General features: G+C 72.4%; 19 protein-coding genes. 13 read left to right on the plus strand and 6 right to left on the minus strand.

Annotation, left to right across the window (positions count from 1 at the left end):
• The first annotated feature begins 967 nt into the window (after positions 1-967).
• Entirely contained in the window at positions 968-1,210 is a 243-nt protein-coding gene (locus tag OG295_RS41920) for a hypothetical protein (protein ID WP_371681586.1), read from the plus strand.
• 461 nt (positions 1,211-1,671) lie between these two features.
• On the opposite strand, the gene OG295_RS41925 is transcribed toward OG295_RS41920, so the two are convergent.
• Entirely contained in the window at positions 1,672-1,800 is a 129-nt protein-coding gene (locus OG295_RS41925; RefSeq protein WP_371681587.1) for a hypothetical protein, read from the minus strand.
• A 707-nt stretch (positions 1,801-2,507) separates the two neighbouring features.
• On the opposite strand from OG295_RS41925, the gene OG295_RS41930 reads away from it, so the two are divergent.
• Positions 2,508-2,705 carry a hypothetical protein gene (locus OG295_RS41930; RefSeq protein ID WP_371681588.1) on the plus strand — a complete coding sequence of 66 codons (198 nt, stop codon included), beginning with the start codon at positions 2,508-2,510 and terminating at the stop codon, positions 2,703-2,705.
• Between the two features lie 390 nt (positions 2,706-3,095).
• On the opposite strand, the gene OG295_RS41935 is transcribed toward OG295_RS41930, so the two are convergent.
• The 4 genes from OG295_RS41935 to OG295_RS41950 form a co-directional block, all read right to left on the minus strand.
• A complete protein-coding gene (locus OG295_RS41935) occupies positions 3,096-3,944 on the minus strand; it encodes an ATP/GTP-binding protein (RefSeq protein ID WP_371681589.1) in 849 nt (282 codons plus the stop codon).
• Positions 3,938-4,483 (minus strand): hypothetical protein, encoded by a 546-nt coding sequence (locus OG295_RS41940; protein ID WP_371681590.1) that lies wholly within the window; start codon positions 4,481-4,483, stop codon positions 3,938-3,940. The genes OG295_RS41935 and OG295_RS41940 overlap by 7 nt, the downstream gene beginning before the upstream one ends.
• A 1,054-nt stretch (positions 4,484-5,537) precedes the next feature.
• A complete protein-coding gene (locus OG295_RS41945) occupies positions 5,538-6,326 on the minus strand; it encodes a hypothetical protein (protein WP_371681591.1) in 789 nt (262 codons plus the stop codon).
• A gap of 1,211 nt (positions 6,327-7,537) precedes the next feature.
• Positions 7,538-8,293, minus strand: a complete 756-nt coding sequence (locus OG295_RS41950) for a GntR family transcriptional regulator (RefSeq protein WP_371681592.1) — start codon at positions 8,291-8,293, stop codon at positions 7,538-7,540.
• Positions 8,294-8,763: 470 nt separating this feature from the next.
• Here OG295_RS41950 and OG295_RS41955 point away from each other — a divergent pair, with 470 nt between their 5' ends.
• The 8 genes from OG295_RS41955 to OG295_RS41990 all read left to right on the plus strand — a co-directional run bounded on the left by OG295_RS41955 (position 8,764) and on the right by OG295_RS41990 (position 13,813).
• Positions 8,764-9,156, plus strand: a complete 393-nt coding sequence (locus OG295_RS41955; RefSeq protein WP_371681593.1) for a WhiB family transcriptional regulator — start codon at positions 8,764-8,766, stop codon at positions 9,154-9,156.
• Entirely contained in the window at positions 9,153-9,785 is a 633-nt protein-coding gene (locus OG295_RS41960; protein WP_371681594.1) for a hypothetical protein, read from the plus strand. Before OG295_RS41955 ends, OG295_RS41960 begins: the two co-directional genes overlap by 4 nt.
• Before the next feature lie 10 nt (positions 9,786-9,795).
• Positions 9,796-10,206 carry a hypothetical protein gene (locus OG295_RS41965; RefSeq protein WP_266360671.1) on the plus strand — a complete coding sequence of 137 codons (411 nt, stop codon included), beginning with the start codon at positions 9,796-9,798 and terminating at the stop codon, positions 10,204-10,206.
• A complete protein-coding gene (locus tag OG295_RS41970) occupies positions 10,206-11,165 on the plus strand; it encodes a hypothetical protein (RefSeq protein ID WP_371681595.1) in 960 nt (319 codons plus the stop codon). Before OG295_RS41965 ends, OG295_RS41970 begins: the two co-directional genes overlap by 1 nt.
• Before the next feature lie 213 nt (positions 11,166-11,378).
• Positions 11,379-11,519: a hypothetical protein gene (locus OG295_RS41975; RefSeq protein ID WP_371681596.1), complete on the plus strand. Its 141-nt coding sequence runs from the start codon at positions 11,379-11,381 to the stop codon at positions 11,517-11,519.
• Positions 11,519-11,653: a hypothetical protein gene (locus OG295_RS41980; RefSeq protein WP_371681597.1), complete on the plus strand. Its 135-nt coding sequence runs from the start codon at positions 11,519-11,521 to the stop codon at positions 11,651-11,653. The genes OG295_RS41975 and OG295_RS41980 overlap by 1 nt, the downstream gene beginning before the upstream one ends.
• Positions 11,650-11,805, plus strand: a complete 156-nt coding sequence (locus tag OG295_RS41985) for a hypothetical protein (RefSeq protein WP_371681598.1) — start codon at positions 11,650-11,652, stop codon at positions 11,803-11,805. The genes OG295_RS41980 and OG295_RS41985 overlap by 4 nt, the downstream gene beginning before the upstream one ends.
• A gap of 250 nt (positions 11,806-12,055) precedes the next feature.
• A complete protein-coding gene (locus tag OG295_RS41990) occupies positions 12,056-13,813 on the plus strand; it encodes a DUF2637 domain-containing protein (protein WP_371681599.1) in 1,758 nt (585 codons plus the stop codon).
• A 60-nt stretch (positions 13,814-13,873) separates the two neighbouring features.
• On the opposite strand, the gene OG295_RS41995 is transcribed toward OG295_RS41990, so the two are convergent.
• Entirely contained in the window at positions 13,874-14,419 is a 546-nt protein-coding gene (locus OG295_RS41995) for a helix-turn-helix transcriptional regulator (protein WP_371681600.1), read from the minus strand.
• A gap of 116 nt (positions 14,420-14,535) precedes the next feature.
• Here OG295_RS41995 and OG295_RS42000 point away from each other — a divergent pair, with 116 nt between their 5' ends.
• The 3 genes from OG295_RS42000 to OG295_RS42010 form a co-directional block, all read left to right on the plus strand.
• Positions 14,536-15,093 carry an XRE family transcriptional regulator gene (locus OG295_RS42000; protein WP_371681601.1) on the plus strand — a complete coding sequence of 186 codons (558 nt, stop codon included), beginning with the start codon at positions 14,536-14,538 and terminating at the stop codon, positions 15,091-15,093.
• An 858-nt stretch (positions 15,094-15,951) separates the two neighbouring features.
• Positions 15,952-16,650, plus strand: coding sequence for a hypothetical protein (locus OG295_RS42005; RefSeq protein ID WP_371681602.1), 699 nt, complete (start codon positions 15,952-15,954; stop codon positions 16,648-16,650).
• Positions 16,647-16,964 (plus strand): hypothetical protein (locus OG295_RS42010; RefSeq protein ID WP_371681603.1); only part of this gene is annotated, 318 nt, incomplete at its 3' end. The genes OG295_RS42005 and OG295_RS42010, both read left to right, overlap by 4 nt.

The following is a 16,964-nucleotide window of genomic DNA, read 5'->3' on the forward strand; positions in this document are numbered from 1 at the left end:
CCAGAGCGCTGCGCGCTCTGGAAGGGAAGACGGGGGCTGCGCGCCCTTGGTGACGGAGTGTGAGGCCCCGCGCTTCGCGCGGGGTGGGCCGGCGCCCGCTTCGCGGGCTTGGCCGCGGGGTCTTCCGCTGCGCTTCAGACCCCTGTGGGTGGGGCGGGTTCGCTGCGCTCCCCCTTGGGATTACTGGGCTGTGAGGCCCGGTCCGCTTCGCTCCCCGGTCCTGGCCCGCTTCGCGGGCGGCTGGCAACGGAGGCCGGTAGCGGGGGCCGGGAGTCAAAGTGCCGCTTTGGATTTGGTAACGCTCAGTCAGGATGCAGACAGAGAACCAAGGGTGTCAACCCCATCAAGACTGTCCCACTCCCCCAGGCTCGGGCCGAGTGCCCGGGGTACGGGTCACGACCGGACCCCGGAACCCTGCCCCTCAACACCCCTGAACGCCCACCAGAAGGCCTCTGAACTGCGGACACTCCCCCAGGGTCAACCCCGACAACAACGAGCCCCACAACCCCACACACAGCTCCGGACCTTGGGCACCAGACCCCACCAACCACCAAAACACACCAACCTGACGGAGCGTCAGACAGGTATTGGGAATTCAAGGTGTCGCTGAATAAAGCACTCTCGGCCCCGTATGAGACCCCTGAATTCCCCGATGAATTCAACCCTGACGAGCACTTGCTGAAATACCAACTGGGCCATCCGTCGGGCAGGCGAACCGGGCCGCGGGAGGTTCACGGCAGGTGGTGACGGCGGGACTTGCGCGGCTTGGGCACCCCCGAGGCAACCTCCACCCAGCGAAGCAGACAGCCCCGTGTCAAGCCCTCGCGAATCTGCGACCCAAGGCCTCTGACCAGGCACGGAACGGAAATTCGCGAGAACTCGACCCGCCTGGCCGCCCCTCGCACAGTTGCCCTCGCTCCATCCACCAAGCCCGGCACCGCGCCGGCCCAACCAAAGGACCACCACCATGACCACCGCCAACACGACCCCGGCCTCCCAGGCCCCCCAGCCCCCGGAGACCGACGCGCAGGAGCTGGCCCGGCTGCGACGCCAGCGCAACCTCCTCCTCCTGGCCCTCGGCGCCGTCCTTGTGATCGGCGCGGGCCTCCTGATCAAGCTGGCGCCCTCCTTGGCCGACCCCGCGGACACCTCCCTGGGCACCGGCGCCCTCTACGTGGCCCTGGTCGCCCTCTTCCGGCGGCGTCAGTAGCAACAGCAGCCATGCGGGTCCCGGCCAACGGAGGGGCGGCCGGGACCCAGCACCCCAGCCCGAACGCTCCCGTCAGGACGTCCAGGGGGCACTGGCCCGGGGGCACACGGGAGAACGGACAAGGGGGTCCCCCGCGGATGCGCCGGCACCGGCCGTGCACCACGACCACGTAGCGCCTACACCGCTCGGATCTGGGAAAAGATGCTGGAAGCACCCCCAGGAGCGCCAAGAGGCCGCCGTGTCTGCGAGCGTGGGAGGGTAGGCCCGGGGACCTGCCTCGCGTAAACTTATATGTGTCAACCGATCCGCGTCAGGCACCGCCCGACGCACGGGAAGGCCCGACCTGGGTGCAACCAGATCAGGCCCTCCCTCGCAGGTGACGCAGCTACTGAGCCCGGCCGTCTATCACTCGGCCGGGCTCATTGCTGAGCTCCTGCCGTACGTCCGGGTCCACAACGCCGTCAGACGTTCTGCACCACCCACTCCACCAGCTTGACGAGCACCGGCACGACCGCCGACCAGTCGATCAACGCCTGTCGCAGCGACAGCCGCCTCTCGTTCCGCTCCTTGTTCTCCAGCGCGTTCGCCATTCTGACCTCCAGGTGCTCCCAGGACGCCCATGAGCTGGGCCTTCACCGCGACTCGGCGAAGCAACAGGAGGGAGCCCCTGTAAGTGACCTCATTCTACGAGCAGTTCAGAAACCCGGGCTGCGGAGGACCACAACTTCTGGGTGGCGCCGCCTAACCAACCACTAGATCTTGGGTTGCGGCGGATTTACACCGCTCCGCGTGTCGCGCCACAACAACACCATGTCGCAACCCTGCATCCAGAGCAGCCGCTCCATGCAACACGCAGGTCACACCACCAACAGCGCGCCAGACCATCGCCCCAAAGCACGCCGCTCATTCGAACCTATGTTTGGTGCGAGCTATCGACAAAAAAGCTCGCCTCTGTTGTTCAGCAAGGGGTGAGGGGCCGTAAGCGGTACCGAAAGCAGTGCCTCCATGTCCACGAAGGCAGACGCGTCCTGGCTGCAACGACTTCAAGGAGTCGATGCCACCATCACTGCCACGAACCACGTGATCGGTTCATCGAGGACACCCGAGCAGGCCGCCCCGCAGTGCGGAGCGCCATCTTTCGAAAGCTACAACCGTTGGCCTCGTCGTCGCGCTCGGCGTTGCTGCCTCTCCTGACCTTCACGTCGGGGGAGAAGATTTCGAGGACCGATGCGTGCCTTGTGGCCGCCCGGTGTGGTCAGGACGCGGCCCTCGGGAGCACCCGAGTCACACTGGCGGGATGATCGAGCGCCGCCCTCTGGGCACCGGCCCCCGCCCCGCTACTCCCCCGGCGCAGCCCTCGGCTGCGCGCCGGGCCCGTCTCGCCGCCGAGGGACCCGAGGCGGCCGGACCGGTCCGGGCCGGGACCGCCGACCGCGAGGACGCCGCCCGGAGCCGGCGGATTCTCGGCCCTGGCAACGCGGCGGACAGCGGCTGACCCGCGCACGGTGCGCACCGCACCGTGCGGCCGCGCACCCCGCCTCTCCCCCAGGCCAGGACGGGTGCGCGGTCCACTCACCGGCCCGCACCGTGCGGACCACACACCACGGACCGTGACCGGGCACCCCCTTGACCATGAGGGACAAACCGGGAGGTCAAGGCTCTAAAGCGAACTCACCACTCACTCACCACTCACCACTCACTCACCGACCTTGCTTGACCAGGGCACAGCAGGCTTGCCCAGCAGCAAGGGGGGCTTGCCCACCGGGGCTTGCCCAGCAGCAAGGGGGGCTTGCCCACCGGGGCTTGCCCAGCAGCAAGGGGGGCTTGCCCAACACCCGCAAGGGCTTGCCCAGGACCCCCCGAGGCTTGCCCACCCCGGCCGTCGTCAGTTCAGGACCTGGACCTCGTGGACGTCCACGGTGAACGGGGTCTGGCGTGCCTCGGTGAACGATCCGGCGTCCCCGAGGGCCGGGGCCTGCCACCGCACGGTCCAGGTGGCCGTCGCCGTCCCGGCGTACTTCCCGCCGGACGTGGAGGACGGGCGCGTGTAGCGGTGGCCGCAGTCGGGGGAGAACGCCTTGCCCATCGAGGCGTCGTAGCGGGTGCCGGGCCCGGTGCAGGTGACCGTGGTGCCGTCGCCCATGTTCCACGCGATGGACGAGACCTTGGCCGTCGCGGTGACCGTGACGCCGCCGGCCGTGGCCGACGCGGTGTTCGGCCCGAACGTCGTCGGGCTCGGGTCCACCCACATCCACATCGGCATCCCGACCACGTACGTGCCGGCCGCCCTGGGGCTGGCGACGGCGGGGCCCGCGAGCTTCATGGAGTCGGCCGCCTGCCGCGCCAGCGTCTCCGGGTCGATCCGCGGCGCGGCCGGCTCCTGGCCGTCCGCGATCCACACCATGTAGGCGCCCTGCCGGTCGGGGCAGTTCACGCCGTACACCGCGCCCTTCTCGCCCGTGTACTGGTGCCCCTGCCAGGCGCTGTTGTCCGGCGGAGGCTGGGGAACGAGCCGGGTGTATGTGCACGAGGGCCCGGAGTCGCCTCCGCCGCCGGACGTGCCGGCGGGCCGGGCCCCGCCCGCCCCCGGCCGGCTGCTCCCGTCCTGCGCGCACACCTTCACGAACATCGTCGCGCCCCGGCAGACGCCGCCGCCCGGCCCGTCGGCCGCCTGCGCGGCCGGCGCGAGAACGCCCGCCAGGAGCAGGGCGGCCGCGGCCGCCCTGCTCAGCACGTCGGGCCGCCCAGCGGGTTGATGGCCGTCACCATCCACCGGCCCTCCCACCGCTCCGCGGTCGCGGTCATGACGTAGCGCAGGGGCTGTTCCGTCGGCAGGGGGATCACCTTCTGGGCGCTGTTGTCGAACGTCTCGTACTTCGAGAGGTCCACGCAGTCGGACAGGGTGGCCTTGGGCGTTTTGGCGTCCAGGTCGAGCGCGGTCACCTCCGCCCGGTGCCCGATGTCACCGCGCACGACGGTCCCGGCCTCCTGCATCCGGGCCAGGTCGTTGCGGATCTGCCCGAGCGCCTCCGCCGTCGCGTACTTCTCCAGATCGGTGCCCTTGGCGTCAGCCGCCCGGTACGCCCTCAGCTGCTCCGCCGACATCGAGGCGTACGCCGCCAGCACCGCCGCCTTCTCCGCCGCCTGCGGATCGGCCGAGGCCTTCGCCGACGCTCCCGCCGAACCCGGCGCCGAGGCCGCCACAGGGGCCGCAGACGGCTTCCCGTCGCCCGCTCCTCCCCCGCATCCGGCGAGGGCCCAAGCGAGCGCCACAGCGCCTCCCAGGGCCGCCGCACGCCGCCGCTGTCGAGCCGTCACCATCGGGCCACCCCCGTGCAGTCGCGAACTGATCACCGCACCGTAACGCGCAGCACAGGACCAGTCACAGGAGCCGCCCGGCCAGGGTGAACCGGCCGCGCGCGCCACCCCGGCCAGGACCCGACCTCTGTGCACGGCTATCGCGTGCAAAGAGGTGTCGGCGCGGCTACCAGGCTTGCCCAACGGGCCTGACCAGGCACAACGCTCAAGATCGCAAAAGTGGGGGTCCCACTCACGGTCACACCTGCGGTGCAACCCCTAGTGCACCTCTACGTGCAACCCTCCAGCCCCCTCCCGGTGCAACCCCTCCGGCCCACGCCGGGACCAGGCTTGCCCAAGCCGCACAACGGCAGACACCTGACACTGACACCGCCGCCCACCACCAGGCGCCACCCCGTCCCAGGTCAGCGCCCGGTCCGACATGTCAGCTGTCAGGCCCGCCCCGCCAGCTCCCCCCAGGACAGCCGGGCCATCCGCCAGAGAGCCGCCGAGACGCCGCCGGCGTCCGCCAACCAGCGAACGCCTGGCGGACGCCCGGCGGACGCCTGGCGGGCCCCTGGCGGATGATCCGGCGGGCGCTTCCCGCGCACGCGCACGGCACGCGCGGTACGCGTCACGCCCGGCACGCGTTGGCGGCCAGTCAGGTCTCAGCTGGCCAGCACTCCGGGGGAAACATCGGGGGAACCATCAGGGGAATCAAGGGGAGGTACTCATCGGGGGAACGTGGCGGGGGAAGCAAGGGGGGAACCGAACTCCGGCGGCCGCTTGCCTTTGCGCTGTTCAGCGGCCGTTTTGCAACTGGTGAGTAGCCAGACTTTCCATCTGAGAGGGGTGGGGGGGTGGACGCGGGAGGAGCCTGCGGGCGGGAGCTGGCGGGGCCATGAGAGACCGTCATCCAGACATCGTCCACAACAGAAAGCCACAGGCGCCCCGCTGAGCGTCGTTCAGGAACCGTTGCAACCGGAGGGGCCGGAACGGGCTGTAAGGCGCTCAGCGGGGCGTACAGCGGCTAGAACGGGGCGGTGGCGGCCGGTTGCTCGGGCTGCTGGGCGTAGGCGGCCAACTCCGGGTGCTCCCGGGCCCACTGCTCCCGGAGGCGTCGGGTCTCCTCGGCCTCGGCGGCGCGCCGGGCCCGTACGGCCGCGTCCTTGGCCGCTTCCCGCTCGGCGTCCTCGGCGTACGCGTCGTCCAGGAGCAGCGCCCACTGGGCGGCCGCCTTGGCCCGCTCGGCCTGGGCGGCGTACTCCGCGTCCCGCTCGGCCCGCAGGCCGGCCGTGGCCTGCTCGATCGCCTCGGCCTCGGCCCGGTCGTGGCAGACCCAGCACAGGCCGTCCTCGGGCCGGGTGCCCTTGCCGGTGGCCTCGCACCGCCGGCCCTCGGGAGTCGTGCCCTCGCACTCCCACCACACCGGAGCCGGACCAGCCTCCCGCGGGCCGGGCACCTGGCCCTGACGCCGGGCAGCCTTGCGGTCCTCACGGCGCTGGGCGCAGGTCCGGCACGGCTGGCCGGTGTCGATGACGGTCCCGTCCTCGCACATCAGGTCCGGGCAGTCCGTGGACGGGCGGACCAGGCCGACCGCCACACCAACCGCGGAACCGATGCCCTTGCCGCCCTCCGCCGCGTCCATCGCGTACCCGTGCTGCCACCACCGCCGCCGCACCCGCTCCGCCAGCTGCCCGGCGGTCCGGCCGCCATCAAGACCCGCCTGGACCGCTTCCCGCACCGCCTTGAGTTGCGGGGCGTACGGGGGCAGCAGCGCCACCAGCTCCGCGGGCCAGGCGGCAGCGACCACTGCCACCGCTGCGGCCAGCTCCCCCGCTGCGGCGGTCTCCTCGGCCGACAACGGGACGCCCCCGGTCTTGCTGCCCTTCCCCGGCCGCGAACCCTGGTGCGGCGCGCCAGCGCCGGAGGACGCGGCGGAGCCGCCCACGCCGCCTCGCGCGCTACTACCCGCACTAGCCCTACGGGCGTCAGCGGCGCTACGCGCCGAAGGCGCTGCGGGGGTTTCTTGAGTGGGGAGAGTTACTGGGGAGGGTTGGGGGACTGAGAGTCCCCCCCCCCGGGACTGAGAGTCCCCCCCCCCGGGGGGACTGAGAGTCCCCCCCCCTGTCTGATTCATCCCGCTTTGGAGGGGGGGACTGAGAGTCCCCCCCTCCCCATTCGGCTCCTTCGCGGCCCCCTTGGAGCGCGGCTTGCCCTTGTCGCTGCGCTCCACCTTGGGCGGGGCCGGCGGCAGAGACGGGCGGTTCTCCCCCGTCAACGGCGGCAGCCCCTTGTGCCCCCGGTCCTGATTTACCCGGGCCAGCCGTTCCGGCCCGTACCAGGCCGCCGGGATCAGCAGGTCGTACACCTTCGGCCGCGAGTACTCCGGGATGTACCGGGCCGCCTCCTGGTCCCCCAAGGCGATCAAGCCCCGCTCCCGCAGGAAGCCCAGACGGCGCTGCACCGTCTTCTCATCGCACAGTGCGACCCGGGCCAGCGTCTTCCGCGAGGGGAACGCGTTGCAGCCGTCCGAGTCGGCCTTCTCCGCCAGCCCCGACAAGATCATCCGGTCCGTCGTGTTGTTCACCGGGCTGTCGTGCATCGCCCACAGGATCGGCTCAAGCGCCACGGTGCCACCCCCGACCGAGGCCCAGGCAGACGTCCCACCGGGTGGAACCGCCGTCGTGACCGAGGCCATGTGGTGTGTGGTGCACTGCTACACGTACGCTCATCAGTGAGCGCACCTCCCGTTCTTGCTGTGCGTAGGTGCTTCTCCGTCCCGGGCCGCGAACCCGGGGTGGACCTGCGAGCCCCGCCATCATGGCGGGGCTCGTTGTGTTTTATGCCATGAACCGCCTGCCGATTTCGTGTCCGAGAGGCGGTGAGTTCGTGTTCTGTGCTCCGTCTCAGTTCTCCTCTCCGCTGTGCAGACGGAAATTAGTCTGACGCGGAGAGGAGGACTGTTGACAGATATGTGTCTTTGAGATTCCCCTAGATGGGAATTCTCTGCACGCTCTCATCCGACTTTCAGCCGATGATGTCGAGCGTGATTCGGTGGTGCAGTGGTGCGGTTGTCACGGTCACATACAGCGTTTCCCCATCCGGGGTCCGGGTGATATTCACGACCCGAAATCCGGGGCTCCCTTCCTGCATTCCGAGGGCCTCGGATGCGGCAGGGTCCATGGGCTCGGCTGTGATTCGGGCTTCGGTGCGGTCCACGTCCCATCCGAGCCAGTCAGCCACCCGGGTACCGTGCGGCGGCCGGATCGGAGGCGCACCGACCGGGGCCAGCATCGGCGGAACGCCGTCGTACCCCTCCGGCCGCGCTGAGGCCACGGCGTACGCCAACACGGTCACCTTGTGCTGCACCGGGATGCCGCCGACTCGGCGGACGCGGTGGCGCTCTACAACGTCCGTCCCCTCCGCGAACCCCCAGTCAGCCAGGGCGGCCGACGCGGTCAGTTGGCGTACCAGGTAGGTCTCCTCCGTGGCTTCGCCCCCGGAGCCGTTGGGCCGCCATGCCTCGGCGGCCGTGAGGTCCGGCGGAGCGTACGTGCCCAGGTGGGCGTCAGCAGACGGACCAGCGGCGACAGTTGTTCCGCTGCCGGCTGCGGTGCGGGTCAGACCCAGGGCAGACAGGACGGCGTACGCGGCGGAGGCCGTCTGCTGGCTCACTCCGTACTGCTCGGCCAGGTCCCGCACGCTGGGGAGACGGGCGCCGTAGGCGTGCTCGCCTGCCGCGATCCCCTTCCTTATGTCCGCCACGATCGCACTGGCGTTCATGTGTCACTCCTCCCGATCTGATGCGTCATTACAGGCTATCGGTGTCAAGGAGTACTCCCCCGGAGTCGAATGCGTCAAGCTACCTGCAAACCATCTTGACAGTTGTGGGGCGGATCTCTAACGTCGTGTCATGTCAGCTGGAGCGGCCCCCGGTTGGAGCCGGGGGCCGCCTGTGCCGGGCGCATTGGAGTGCGCGCGACACAGCCCGACGTTGGAGCGTCGGACTGGCTGTCGGACCTGCCCGTGTATGCGTGGAGAGAGGCCGACGTCGTGATGGTTGCAGAGGCGGGGCGCTGGTGGCGCCCCGGGCGGGGCGGGTGCCCCGCGGTGGTGGGGACGCGGACGGTTTTACCGTCACGGCGCTGCGCTGCCGTACAGAACGAGTTCCCGCAGGCGGCGCCGGAGGCGTTGGGTCTGGGTGGGGATGAGCTGCGGGTGCGTGCGAGCCTGCGGGCGCTCGGAGTAGAGCTGTGAGCCCGGTGCGCGGGGTGCCCCCGCTGCCCGCGGTCCGTCCGGCGGACTGGCTCGACCGGCTGTGGGAGTACGAGGACCTGGCCCCCGCTCCGGCCGTGCGCCGGGAGCGGTCGGGTGGTCCGGCCTGCACGAGCGTGAACCCGGAGGTGTTCTTCCCGGAGCCGTGGGAGCTGACCCCGGTTGAGCGGGAGGCGTCCCCGGCGGAGCGGAAGGCGCTGGCGGTGTGCGCTGGGTGCCCGGTGCAGTCCTGGTGCCTGGCCCGGGACCTGGAGCAGTGCTCCGCCCCGTCCAAGGTGCTCGGGGTGCGTGGGGGTCTGCGTCAGTCGGAGCGTCGGGCGCTGCATGTCCGGCTGTTCGGCCGACGGCCGCGGAACGGGGTGCAGTCGTGAGCGCCACGTCCTGGGCACGGGCGACGGCCCGCCGGAAGATGATCAACCGGGACGCGGCCGTGGCCGAGGCTGATGTCGTTCCGGCGGCCGAGGCCGAGACTGCCGCGCAGGAGTCGCCGTACCTCACTCGCGCGGACATGGCCGCGTTCGCGGACAGGCTCGGCGCGGTCATGGCCGAGACCCCCGAGGAGCGCCGCCACCGCCTTCACCTGGAGCGTGAGCGCCACTTTGAGGAGCAGGGGGAGACGCGGGTACAGCGGCGGATCCGTCACCGCCAGGAGCAGCGCGCGCAGCGCCACCGTGACACCGCCCTGTACCGCGTCCACCACTCCGAGCGTGCCCGCCGGTTTCGGCGGTGGGTGCTGCTGACGGCCGCCTCGGCCTCCCTCGGGTTCGCGTTCGGCGCGGTGCAGGCACTGACCCTGCCGCCCCGGCCGGTGGCGTACGCGGTCCTGGCCGCCTCGTGGGTCCTGGACTGGCGGGTCCGTGGCCGGGGTGCGCTGCGCCTGTCCGAGGTGCGCGGCGTGGGCCTGCTGATCGCCGTGATCGTCCGTATCCCGTTCGCGTCCGCGCTGGCCGTCGTGTCCGGCCTCGGCCCGCTGTTCGGCCTCTCCCCCTTCCATCACTGAGGAGTCCCCCATGTTCGGAGTGTTCGGCACGGGCGGCGCGCTGCTCGTGATCATGGTCGCCCTGTTTCTGTACAAGCGGGGCGGAGGCAAGTTCCAGCCGGTCAAGGACCACCACGTCGTCTACTGGGGCGCCGCGATCGGGATCCTGGCCGCCGGTGCCGGTGAGGCCTTCCGGCAGGTCGGCACGGTGTCCGAGACCTTCCAGAGCGCCATGCAGTCCCAGTCCGCCACGGTGGGCACGGTCGGGCCGGCCGCCACCGCCGCGATCCTGGTCCTGATCGCGTTCGGCTCGAAGCCCTCGTTCTTCAAGGACCTGATCTGCGGGGTCGCGGCGCCCGGTGCTCTCTCCGCGGCCGGTGCGGCGTGGGCGCTGCCCGTCACCATCACCGGTGCGCTCCTGCGCTCCGTCGTGGGGGCGTGATGCGCTACCTCGACGGGATCAGCCTGGACGCGTTCGGCCGTGGCAACCGGCGCATGCTGGCCCCCGTGCTGGCATGGGCGAAGGAGCCGGTACCCGTGCCCGTGCCCGTGCCGGAGGCCGCTGCCGAAGGACCCAAGGCGGCCGAGGGGGAGAAGCCCGCCAAGGGCTCCCCCGCCAAGAAGGCGGAGAAGACGCCGGAGCCGAAGATGCGCCGAAGGATCGGTGTGCGTCACCTCGGCTACGCCGCCGGGGGCGCGTTCTTCCTGTGGCCGGTGGTCGGGGGATGGGTGCCGACCGTGCTCACCACGGCCCCGGCCGTGTGGGTCGTGGCCGCCCTGATCGCCGGTCAGCAGGGCGACCAGGACCCCGGCGCCGAGGGCGACGACGACCAGGAACAGCCGCAGGAGGAGGCTGGCGGGGCCGACCGCGGTACAGCGCTGCTGCTGCACGTGGTCGGGGCGCTGGCCGAGGCCGAGGCGGCCGGGCGGGTGGGGCTGCACCTGGACGTGGTGCTGGCCTCCGCCGTTGCGGCCGGGCTGCTGGCGGAGGGCACGGAGCAGGGGGAGTTCCGGACCTGGGTGGAGCGCGCTGGCCTGCCCACCGCCGACAAGGTCGGCTACCGGATCAACGGCACGCCCACGACCCGGGTGGGGCTGCGGCTCGACGCGGCGACGGAGGCCCTGGGGATGTCCCCGGCGGCCCTGCTCGCGGCCCGCTCCCAGGCCCCCGTCCAGACCCGGGGGGAGACCCCCGTGGCGGCCCCCGCCCGGGTGCCCGTTCAGGCGGTCGGGGAGAGGCCCGCCGAGGCCCCCGCCAGCACCCCCGCCGAGGCCCCCGCACCGGCCCTCCCCGGCACCCCCGTACCGGCCGTTCTGCGGCTGATTTCCGGGGGGTTGCTGGACCCCGATTCCACCCCTTCCCCGGCCCTCTCCCAGGGGCGGGCCCAGGGAGCCCGTTAGACGGCCCTATCGGCCCCGTGACCTGCGGTTCTATCGGCCGCCTTACGGGGCCTAACAGGGGCCCTGACGCCCTTCCCTGACACCCCAGACACCGGCCCCCGAGAGGGGTCGGGAGCACCAAAAACAAGACACCCCGAGGCAGCCGAACTCTTGGCAGATGGGCGGCCGCCCCGGGGCACACCATCCCGTTTTCACGGAACAGGAGTCCCCATCATGGCACTTCGCAAGACGATGCCCATGGCGCCGGGTACCCGGCCCGACCCGCAGCACGAGACGACCTACCAGGCCTCCCGCGGCGGACACCACAAGCCGGCGGAGAAGCCGGTCGCCGGTACGCCGAAGGACAAGCGCTGATGGCCCGCCACACGGCGCCGGTCTGTCACGGGCGCGCGATGAAGCTGGACACCAAGGCGCGCCAGTACACCTGCCGCAGGTGCGGCGGCTGGACCACTCGTCTGCTGGCCCTCGTGGTGGGGGGTGCCCAGTGAGCGCCGAGATGCAGGCTGCGGCGGCGCAGGCCGCGACCCAGGCCGAGGCCGCCCGGATTGCCGCCGAGGCGGCCGCGGAGGCCGCCCGTTCCGCGTCGGAGGTGGCCGCCGCCCTCGCCGCGAACATCGCGGCCCACCTGTCCGGCAACTGACCGACCGGCACCGGCCGCGGAAGCGCACCCCTGTACGGGCGAGCCACCGCGGCCGGCTCCATCCGGCGGGCCGGGAGGGAACTCCCGGCCCGCCGCCCATGACCTTGCTTCGGAGGTATCGATGACCACGCACCACACGCTGCACGACCTGACCCGCCCGCCCGTCCCGCTCGCTCCGGCCACACCGGACACCGCTCCGGTTGGGCGGGCCGGTGCTCCGGCTCCGCACCCGGCGGGGGAGGATGCCGGGATGGAAACGACGCTGACGGATGGCCACCACGTAGGCCAGGGGGAGGCCGTGGCCCCGGCCGCTCCGGCCACGGCCGGGGCCGCTCCGGGGCCACGGCCGCCCGCTCCGGTCCGGCCGGAGGGCACTCCGGCCGCGCCGCGTCTGGGCGGCCAGGGTCGGCCGGGGGCGGCCGGTCAGGGGGTGTCCACGGCCGGGGCCACCGCTCCCGTGGACCCGGCCACGGTGGCCACCCCCCAGGCCGGATCCGCAGTGCCCCGCAGGATCGCGCGGCTGCTCGCGGTGGCCGCATTGGCGGGCATGATCCCGGTCACGATCATCGGGTTCGCCGCGTCGTACTCGACGCTGGCCGCGATGGCCGAAGCGGCCGGGTTCGCCCCGTGGCTGGCCCCCTGGATCCCGGTCGGCATCGACGGCGCCATCATCGGGTTCCTGGCCCTGGACCTGTACCTGACGGGCCGCCGTATCCCCTGGCCGCTGCTGCGGTTCGGCGCCCACGCCATGACCGCGGCCACCGTGATCATCAACGCGTCCTCGGGCGCCATCTTGAAGACAGCAGCCGAGGATGCGGTGGTGGCCGGCCCGGTCCGCATGCTGTGGCACGCCCTGATGCCGGTCCTGTTCGTCGTCGGAGTGGAGGGCGCCCGCCGGCTGATCGTGCACGCTGCGCAGCTGGAGGACGGCACGGCCAGCGACCGGGTCCCGCTGCACCGGTGGGTGCTCTCCCCGGTCCGCACGGCCCGCCTGTACCGGCGGATGCGGCTCGCCGTGGTGCGCAGCTACCCGGAGATGGTCGAGCGGGAGCAGGCGCTGGAGGGCTACCGGGTGTGGCTGACCCAGGAGCTGGACGGGGACCTGTCGCAGGCGTCGGAGGTGCAGCTGCTCCCGATGACGATGGCGCCCCGCGGCTACACCGTGGAGCAGGCGCTGGCTCTCCCGGCGGTGTGGAAGGCGGAGGCGGCGGAGCGGGCCCGCGCCGAGGCGGAGCGCGAGCGCGCGGAGGCGGAGCGGCTGCGCGAGCGGGCCAAGGCGGACCGGCTGCGGGAGCTGGCGGACGACGCCGACATCGAGGTCGCCACGCATGAGCAGGCGGCGCGCAAGGGCACGGCGGCTGCGGAGGCGGAGGCGGCCCGCGCGGAGGCGGAGGCGGCGGCGGCGGCCGCGAAGGCGGTGGCGGAGCACCGGCGTACGGCGGCGGAGCGGCTGGCCCAGACGGAGGCGGAGGCGCTGGAGTCGGAGCGGGCGGCGGCCGCGCGCCGGAAGGCGGCCGAGGACACGGCGGAGGCGGAGCGCGCCGAGGCGGAGGCGGAGAAGCAGCGCGCGGTGAAGCTGAAGGCGGAGGCGGAGGCGGAGCGCCAGCAGGCCGAGGCCGGGCGCCAGCGCGCGGCGGTCAAGCGGGCCGATGCTGACAAGGCGGCCGCGGAGGCGGCCCAGGCGGAGGCGGAGCGGGCGGCGGCTGCGGCCCGGCATGAGGCCTCGCTGATGGAGGCGCGGGCGCAGCAGGCCGAGGACTACGCCCGGCTGCTGCCGCGTGAGCGGTCCGAGCGGCTGGTGGCCCGGATGCTCCTCGCGGCCGGCGTTGTCCCCGAGCAGGCCGAAGAGCCGCCGCAGCTGGCCCTGGTGCCGCTGAGCGAGATTATGACCAGGCTCGGCCTCGGGCAGACCGCCGCAGGTGAGATCCGCAAGGCGGCCGCGGCGCGGATCCGCGGCGGATACCGGGCGGACGCGTTCGAGCTGATGATGGACGGCCAGCAGTCCTGACCCGGCACATGGCGGCGGGCGGCACCCGGCCCTGGGTGCCGCCCGCCGTTGTCTACCGGGTCAGGACCGCCAGCCCCACCGCCGCTTGCGCGGCTCGGACTCCGGGACCGGTTCGGCCTGGGTCTGGCCGGGGACGGCCGGCCCCTGCGGCCGGGGGGTGAGTGCGGCCCGTTCCGGGGCCGGGGTCAGGGCGGCCACCGCCCGCTGCAAGTCGGCGATCCGCTCGCCCCGCTCCGCCAGCTGCACCCGCAGGTGCTCGGCCTCGGCCTCCGCCAATTTCTGCCCGTACTCGGCGTGGGCCAGGGCCAGGGCGTGCTCCGCGCGGATCCGGTCCAGCTCGGCCCGCAGGGCGGCCGCATCCGGGCCGCCGTCGGCGGGGGCCTCGGCGGGGCCGGCCGGGGCCTCGGCGGCGGGGTCCTCCGCCGGTGAGGGGGCGTTGAGGCGGAACCCGGCGGCCAGCAGGGCGTCCACCGGGATCATCCAGCCCCGCGCGGGGTCCTCCACACAACCGGGCAGGTCACCGGCCTCACGGCGGCGGCGGATGGTGGAGCGGCTGACGCCGCACGCGGCGGCCGCCTCCCGCTGGGTCAGCATCGGGCGCGTCATGTGCACATCCTCTCCGGCCGCGCCGCCCCCTCACACCAAACCCCCTGCCGGGCCTGTCGGACCCGGCTGCGAAGATCGGCAGAAGTGTCCCGCACGCGGGACAGAATCGAGGACCCATGGGCATCGTCGGAGACAGCCTGGAACGGGCCGCGCAGGCGGCCGGGACACGCCCGATCCCGCGCAGCGCGGGCGCGCAGATGCGGTACCTGGTCAAGCAGCACAAGGGCTCCACCAAAGCCGTAGCCGGCCTGTTGGGCATCTCGCAGCGCACCGTCGAGCGGTACGTGAAAGACCAGATCAAGCGCCCCAAGGCCGATCTTGCGGGCCGGATGGAGACCGAGGTCAAGCGCCGGTGGCAGCCCCTGGTGCGCAAGCGCGCCCGGGACAAGGCCGCGACCCAGACCGGCCTGGTCATCGAGACCCGGGCCCGCTTCGGGTTCACCGCGGCCCCCGGCACGTCGGACGACGGGCGGATGCGGCGGATCACGCAGCACCTGCCGCCGGAGTACGCGGGCCGGCTGCTGGCCGCCCAGGACGCGGGGGCCTCGGAGGCCGAGTTGCAGCAGATCGCCGCGGACGGGCTCGGGGAGGTCTACTTCCGCGACAGCGGGAGCCGCGCGGACGGGTTGCAGGTGGAGTTCACGGACATCGACTACATGGACGTGAACCTGTGAGGCTGTGAGCCTCACAGGCTGTTTTCCCAGGTCAGAACGGTGTGGCCGTTCTGCAGGCTGGGTGTTGTGAGCAACGGAAGCGGGGCCGCCACCGAGTCGGTGGCGGCCCCGCTTCAGGCTTTCCGGGACCCTGGGCCCTGGGAGAGGGCGCGGGGGTCAGCGGCGGCGGAAGGCGTGCAGGAGGCTGCTTGCGTGGAGCACGGCACTGATGTGCTCGGCCAGGTCGGTCTGTTGGAGGAGGTAGCCGAGCGCGGCGCGTGCGGCGATCACGGCCGCTTCGCGGGCCAGTCGGCGGGCCAGGGGCCGTATCCGGTCTAAACGCCGGCTGTGCCGCGCGGGGTTGGGTTCGGCGGCCGGGTCGGGAGTCGGGTCGGGAGTCTGGGCGGGCATGGTGGGTGGGTCCTTTCAGGGCTGCACGGTGTCCGTTGCAGAGGTGCAAAGGAAGGCACTCCCGTCGCGCTTGATTGCGTGACGTCGGCAGCACTTTCGGGCAGGCGGGGGTTAGCCCCGCAAGTGCCGCTCGGCGGCCCTCATCGTTGGCACCCTGAAACCGCCCTTCAAGGCTTTGACCTGCGGGTTTTCCTGTCTGGTAGGGCTTGAACGGGCGTGCTGGCAGGTGTAGGGCAAGCCGCGCAACCCCCGCCCGGAACCGCTGCGATGCCCCCTGCGCGTAGCGGTGTGCAAGTCGTAGCGCTGGAGGTACTCCGGACGAGTGAATCTGCCCTCGTGTACGCGGGCGCAGCAGGGGTGCATACCTCCCAACTATGCCTAACCGATGGGTACTTGACACTTTTCGGGACGTACCGGCATGTTTCCGGCACCGCCCAGGGCGGGCGGTGCGACGGAGGGAGAGCAGCAGTGGGGAAGCGACTGGAGTACGAGCGGGACCAGGCCGCGGGGCGGCTGTCGGTGCCGCGGCCGGAGTTCCGCTGGGCGGTGGCCTCCGGGGTGGTGCCGGCCCCGGACGCCGGGCCGGGCCTGTGGTCGCGGGCGGCGGTGGAAGCCATGGATGTGGAGGCGGTCCGCGCGTGCCTGGGAGACGGCCCCTTGTACGGCTGGCAGGCCGCCGCCCGGCTGGCCGAGGCACTCGGCACCCCCAACCCGGACCCCGGAACCGGCGGCCCAAAGGCGGTGAGCGTGGCGGCACTGGTAGAGCTGGCGAAAGACGGGCTGCTCACCACCTTGTCCGACCGCGTCAACGAACTGCTGCTCGCCCCGGCCGAGGTGGAGGCCCTGGCCGCCCGCCCGGACCTGCGCCGGCTGCTGGACCAGGCCGCGCCCCTCGGACCGGACCAGGCCGCCGCCCGCCTGGGCGTTCGCCGCACCGACCTTGACCACATGGCCCGCCTCGGCTGGCTGCTCCCCACAGGCACTGTGCGGGTCAAGTTCGGCGCGGCCCGCGGCGGCACGGTTCGCGTCCCGCTCTACCGGGCCGGGGACATCGACCGGTTGCCCGACGACCACCCCGAGGTGGACTGGCCCACGCTGCGCGCCGTCCCCAAGGGCCGGCGCTCCCCGCTCGCCTCCCTGCCCACCCCGGCCGGGGCCGGCCGATGAGCAGCGAGTGGGAGTGGGGCCGCTACCGGGACATGGACGCCCACTTCGGCCCGGCGGTCGGAGCGGCGCTGGCCGCGGCCGCCCGTACCGGGGTCCCGTACCTGGCACTCGCGTACCTGATCCACCCGGACACCGCCCGGGGCCCCGGCCGTGGACTGGTCCGGCTCAACGTGGTGGCGCTCCGGGACCGCTACATCATTCACACCGCCGAATACCAGGCTGCTGAATTCGATGGCAGGCGGGCATCAATGCGGCTTGAACAGGACGGATATGGGACGATCCTTTGGGAGAAATGCGAAACCGATTGTTGGACC

Origin of the sequence: Streptomyces sp. NBC_01276, from assembly GCF_041435355.1 — a bacterium.
Classification (GTDB): domain Bacteria; phylum Actinomycetota; class Actinomycetes; order Streptomycetales; family Streptomycetaceae; genus Streptomyces.

What these genes read in the sequence shown, in the direction of transcription:
- OG295_RS41995 (WP_371681600.1), bottom strand. Translation starts at nt 14,419, where the DNA reads ATGACGCGCCCGATGCTGACCCAGCGGGAGGCGGCCGCCGCGTGCGGC.
- OG295_RS41920 (WP_371681586.1), top strand. Translation starts at nt 968, where the DNA reads ATGACCACCGCCAACACGACCCCGGCCTCCCAGGCCCCCCAGCCCCCG.
- OG295_RS41950 (WP_371681592.1), bottom strand. Translation starts at nt 8,293, where the DNA reads ATGAACGCCAGTGCGATCGTGGCGGACATAAGGAAGGGGATCGCGGCA.
- OG295_RS41990 (WP_371681599.1), top strand. Translation starts at nt 12,056, where the DNA reads ATGGAAACGACGCTGACGGATGGCCACCACGTAGGCCAGGGGGAGGCC.
- OG295_RS41980 (WP_371681597.1), top strand. Translation starts at nt 11,519, where the DNA reads ATGGCCCGCCACACGGCGCCGGTCTGTCACGGGCGCGCGATGAAGCTG.
- OG295_RS41975 (WP_371681596.1), top strand. Translation starts at nt 11,379, where the DNA reads ATGGCACTTCGCAAGACGATGCCCATGGCGCCGGGTACCCGGCCCGAC.
- OG295_RS42000 (WP_371681601.1), top strand. Translation starts at nt 14,536, where the DNA reads ATGGGCATCGTCGGAGACAGCCTGGAACGGGCCGCGCAGGCGGCCGGG.
- OG295_RS41925 (WP_371681587.1), bottom strand. Translation starts at nt 1,800, where the DNA reads ATGGCGAACGCGCTGGAGAACAAGGAGCGGAACGAGAGGCGGCTGTCG.
- OG295_RS41970 (WP_371681595.1), top strand. Translation starts at nt 10,206, where the DNA reads ATGCGCTACCTCGACGGGATCAGCCTGGACGCGTTCGGCCGTGGCAAC.
- OG295_RS41965 (WP_266360671.1), top strand. Translation starts at nt 9,796, where the DNA reads ATGTTCGGAGTGTTCGGCACGGGCGGCGCGCTGCTCGTGATCATGGTC.
- OG295_RS41930 (WP_371681588.1), top strand. Translation starts at nt 2,508, where the DNA reads ATGATCGAGCGCCGCCCTCTGGGCACCGGCCCCCGCCCCGCTACTCCC.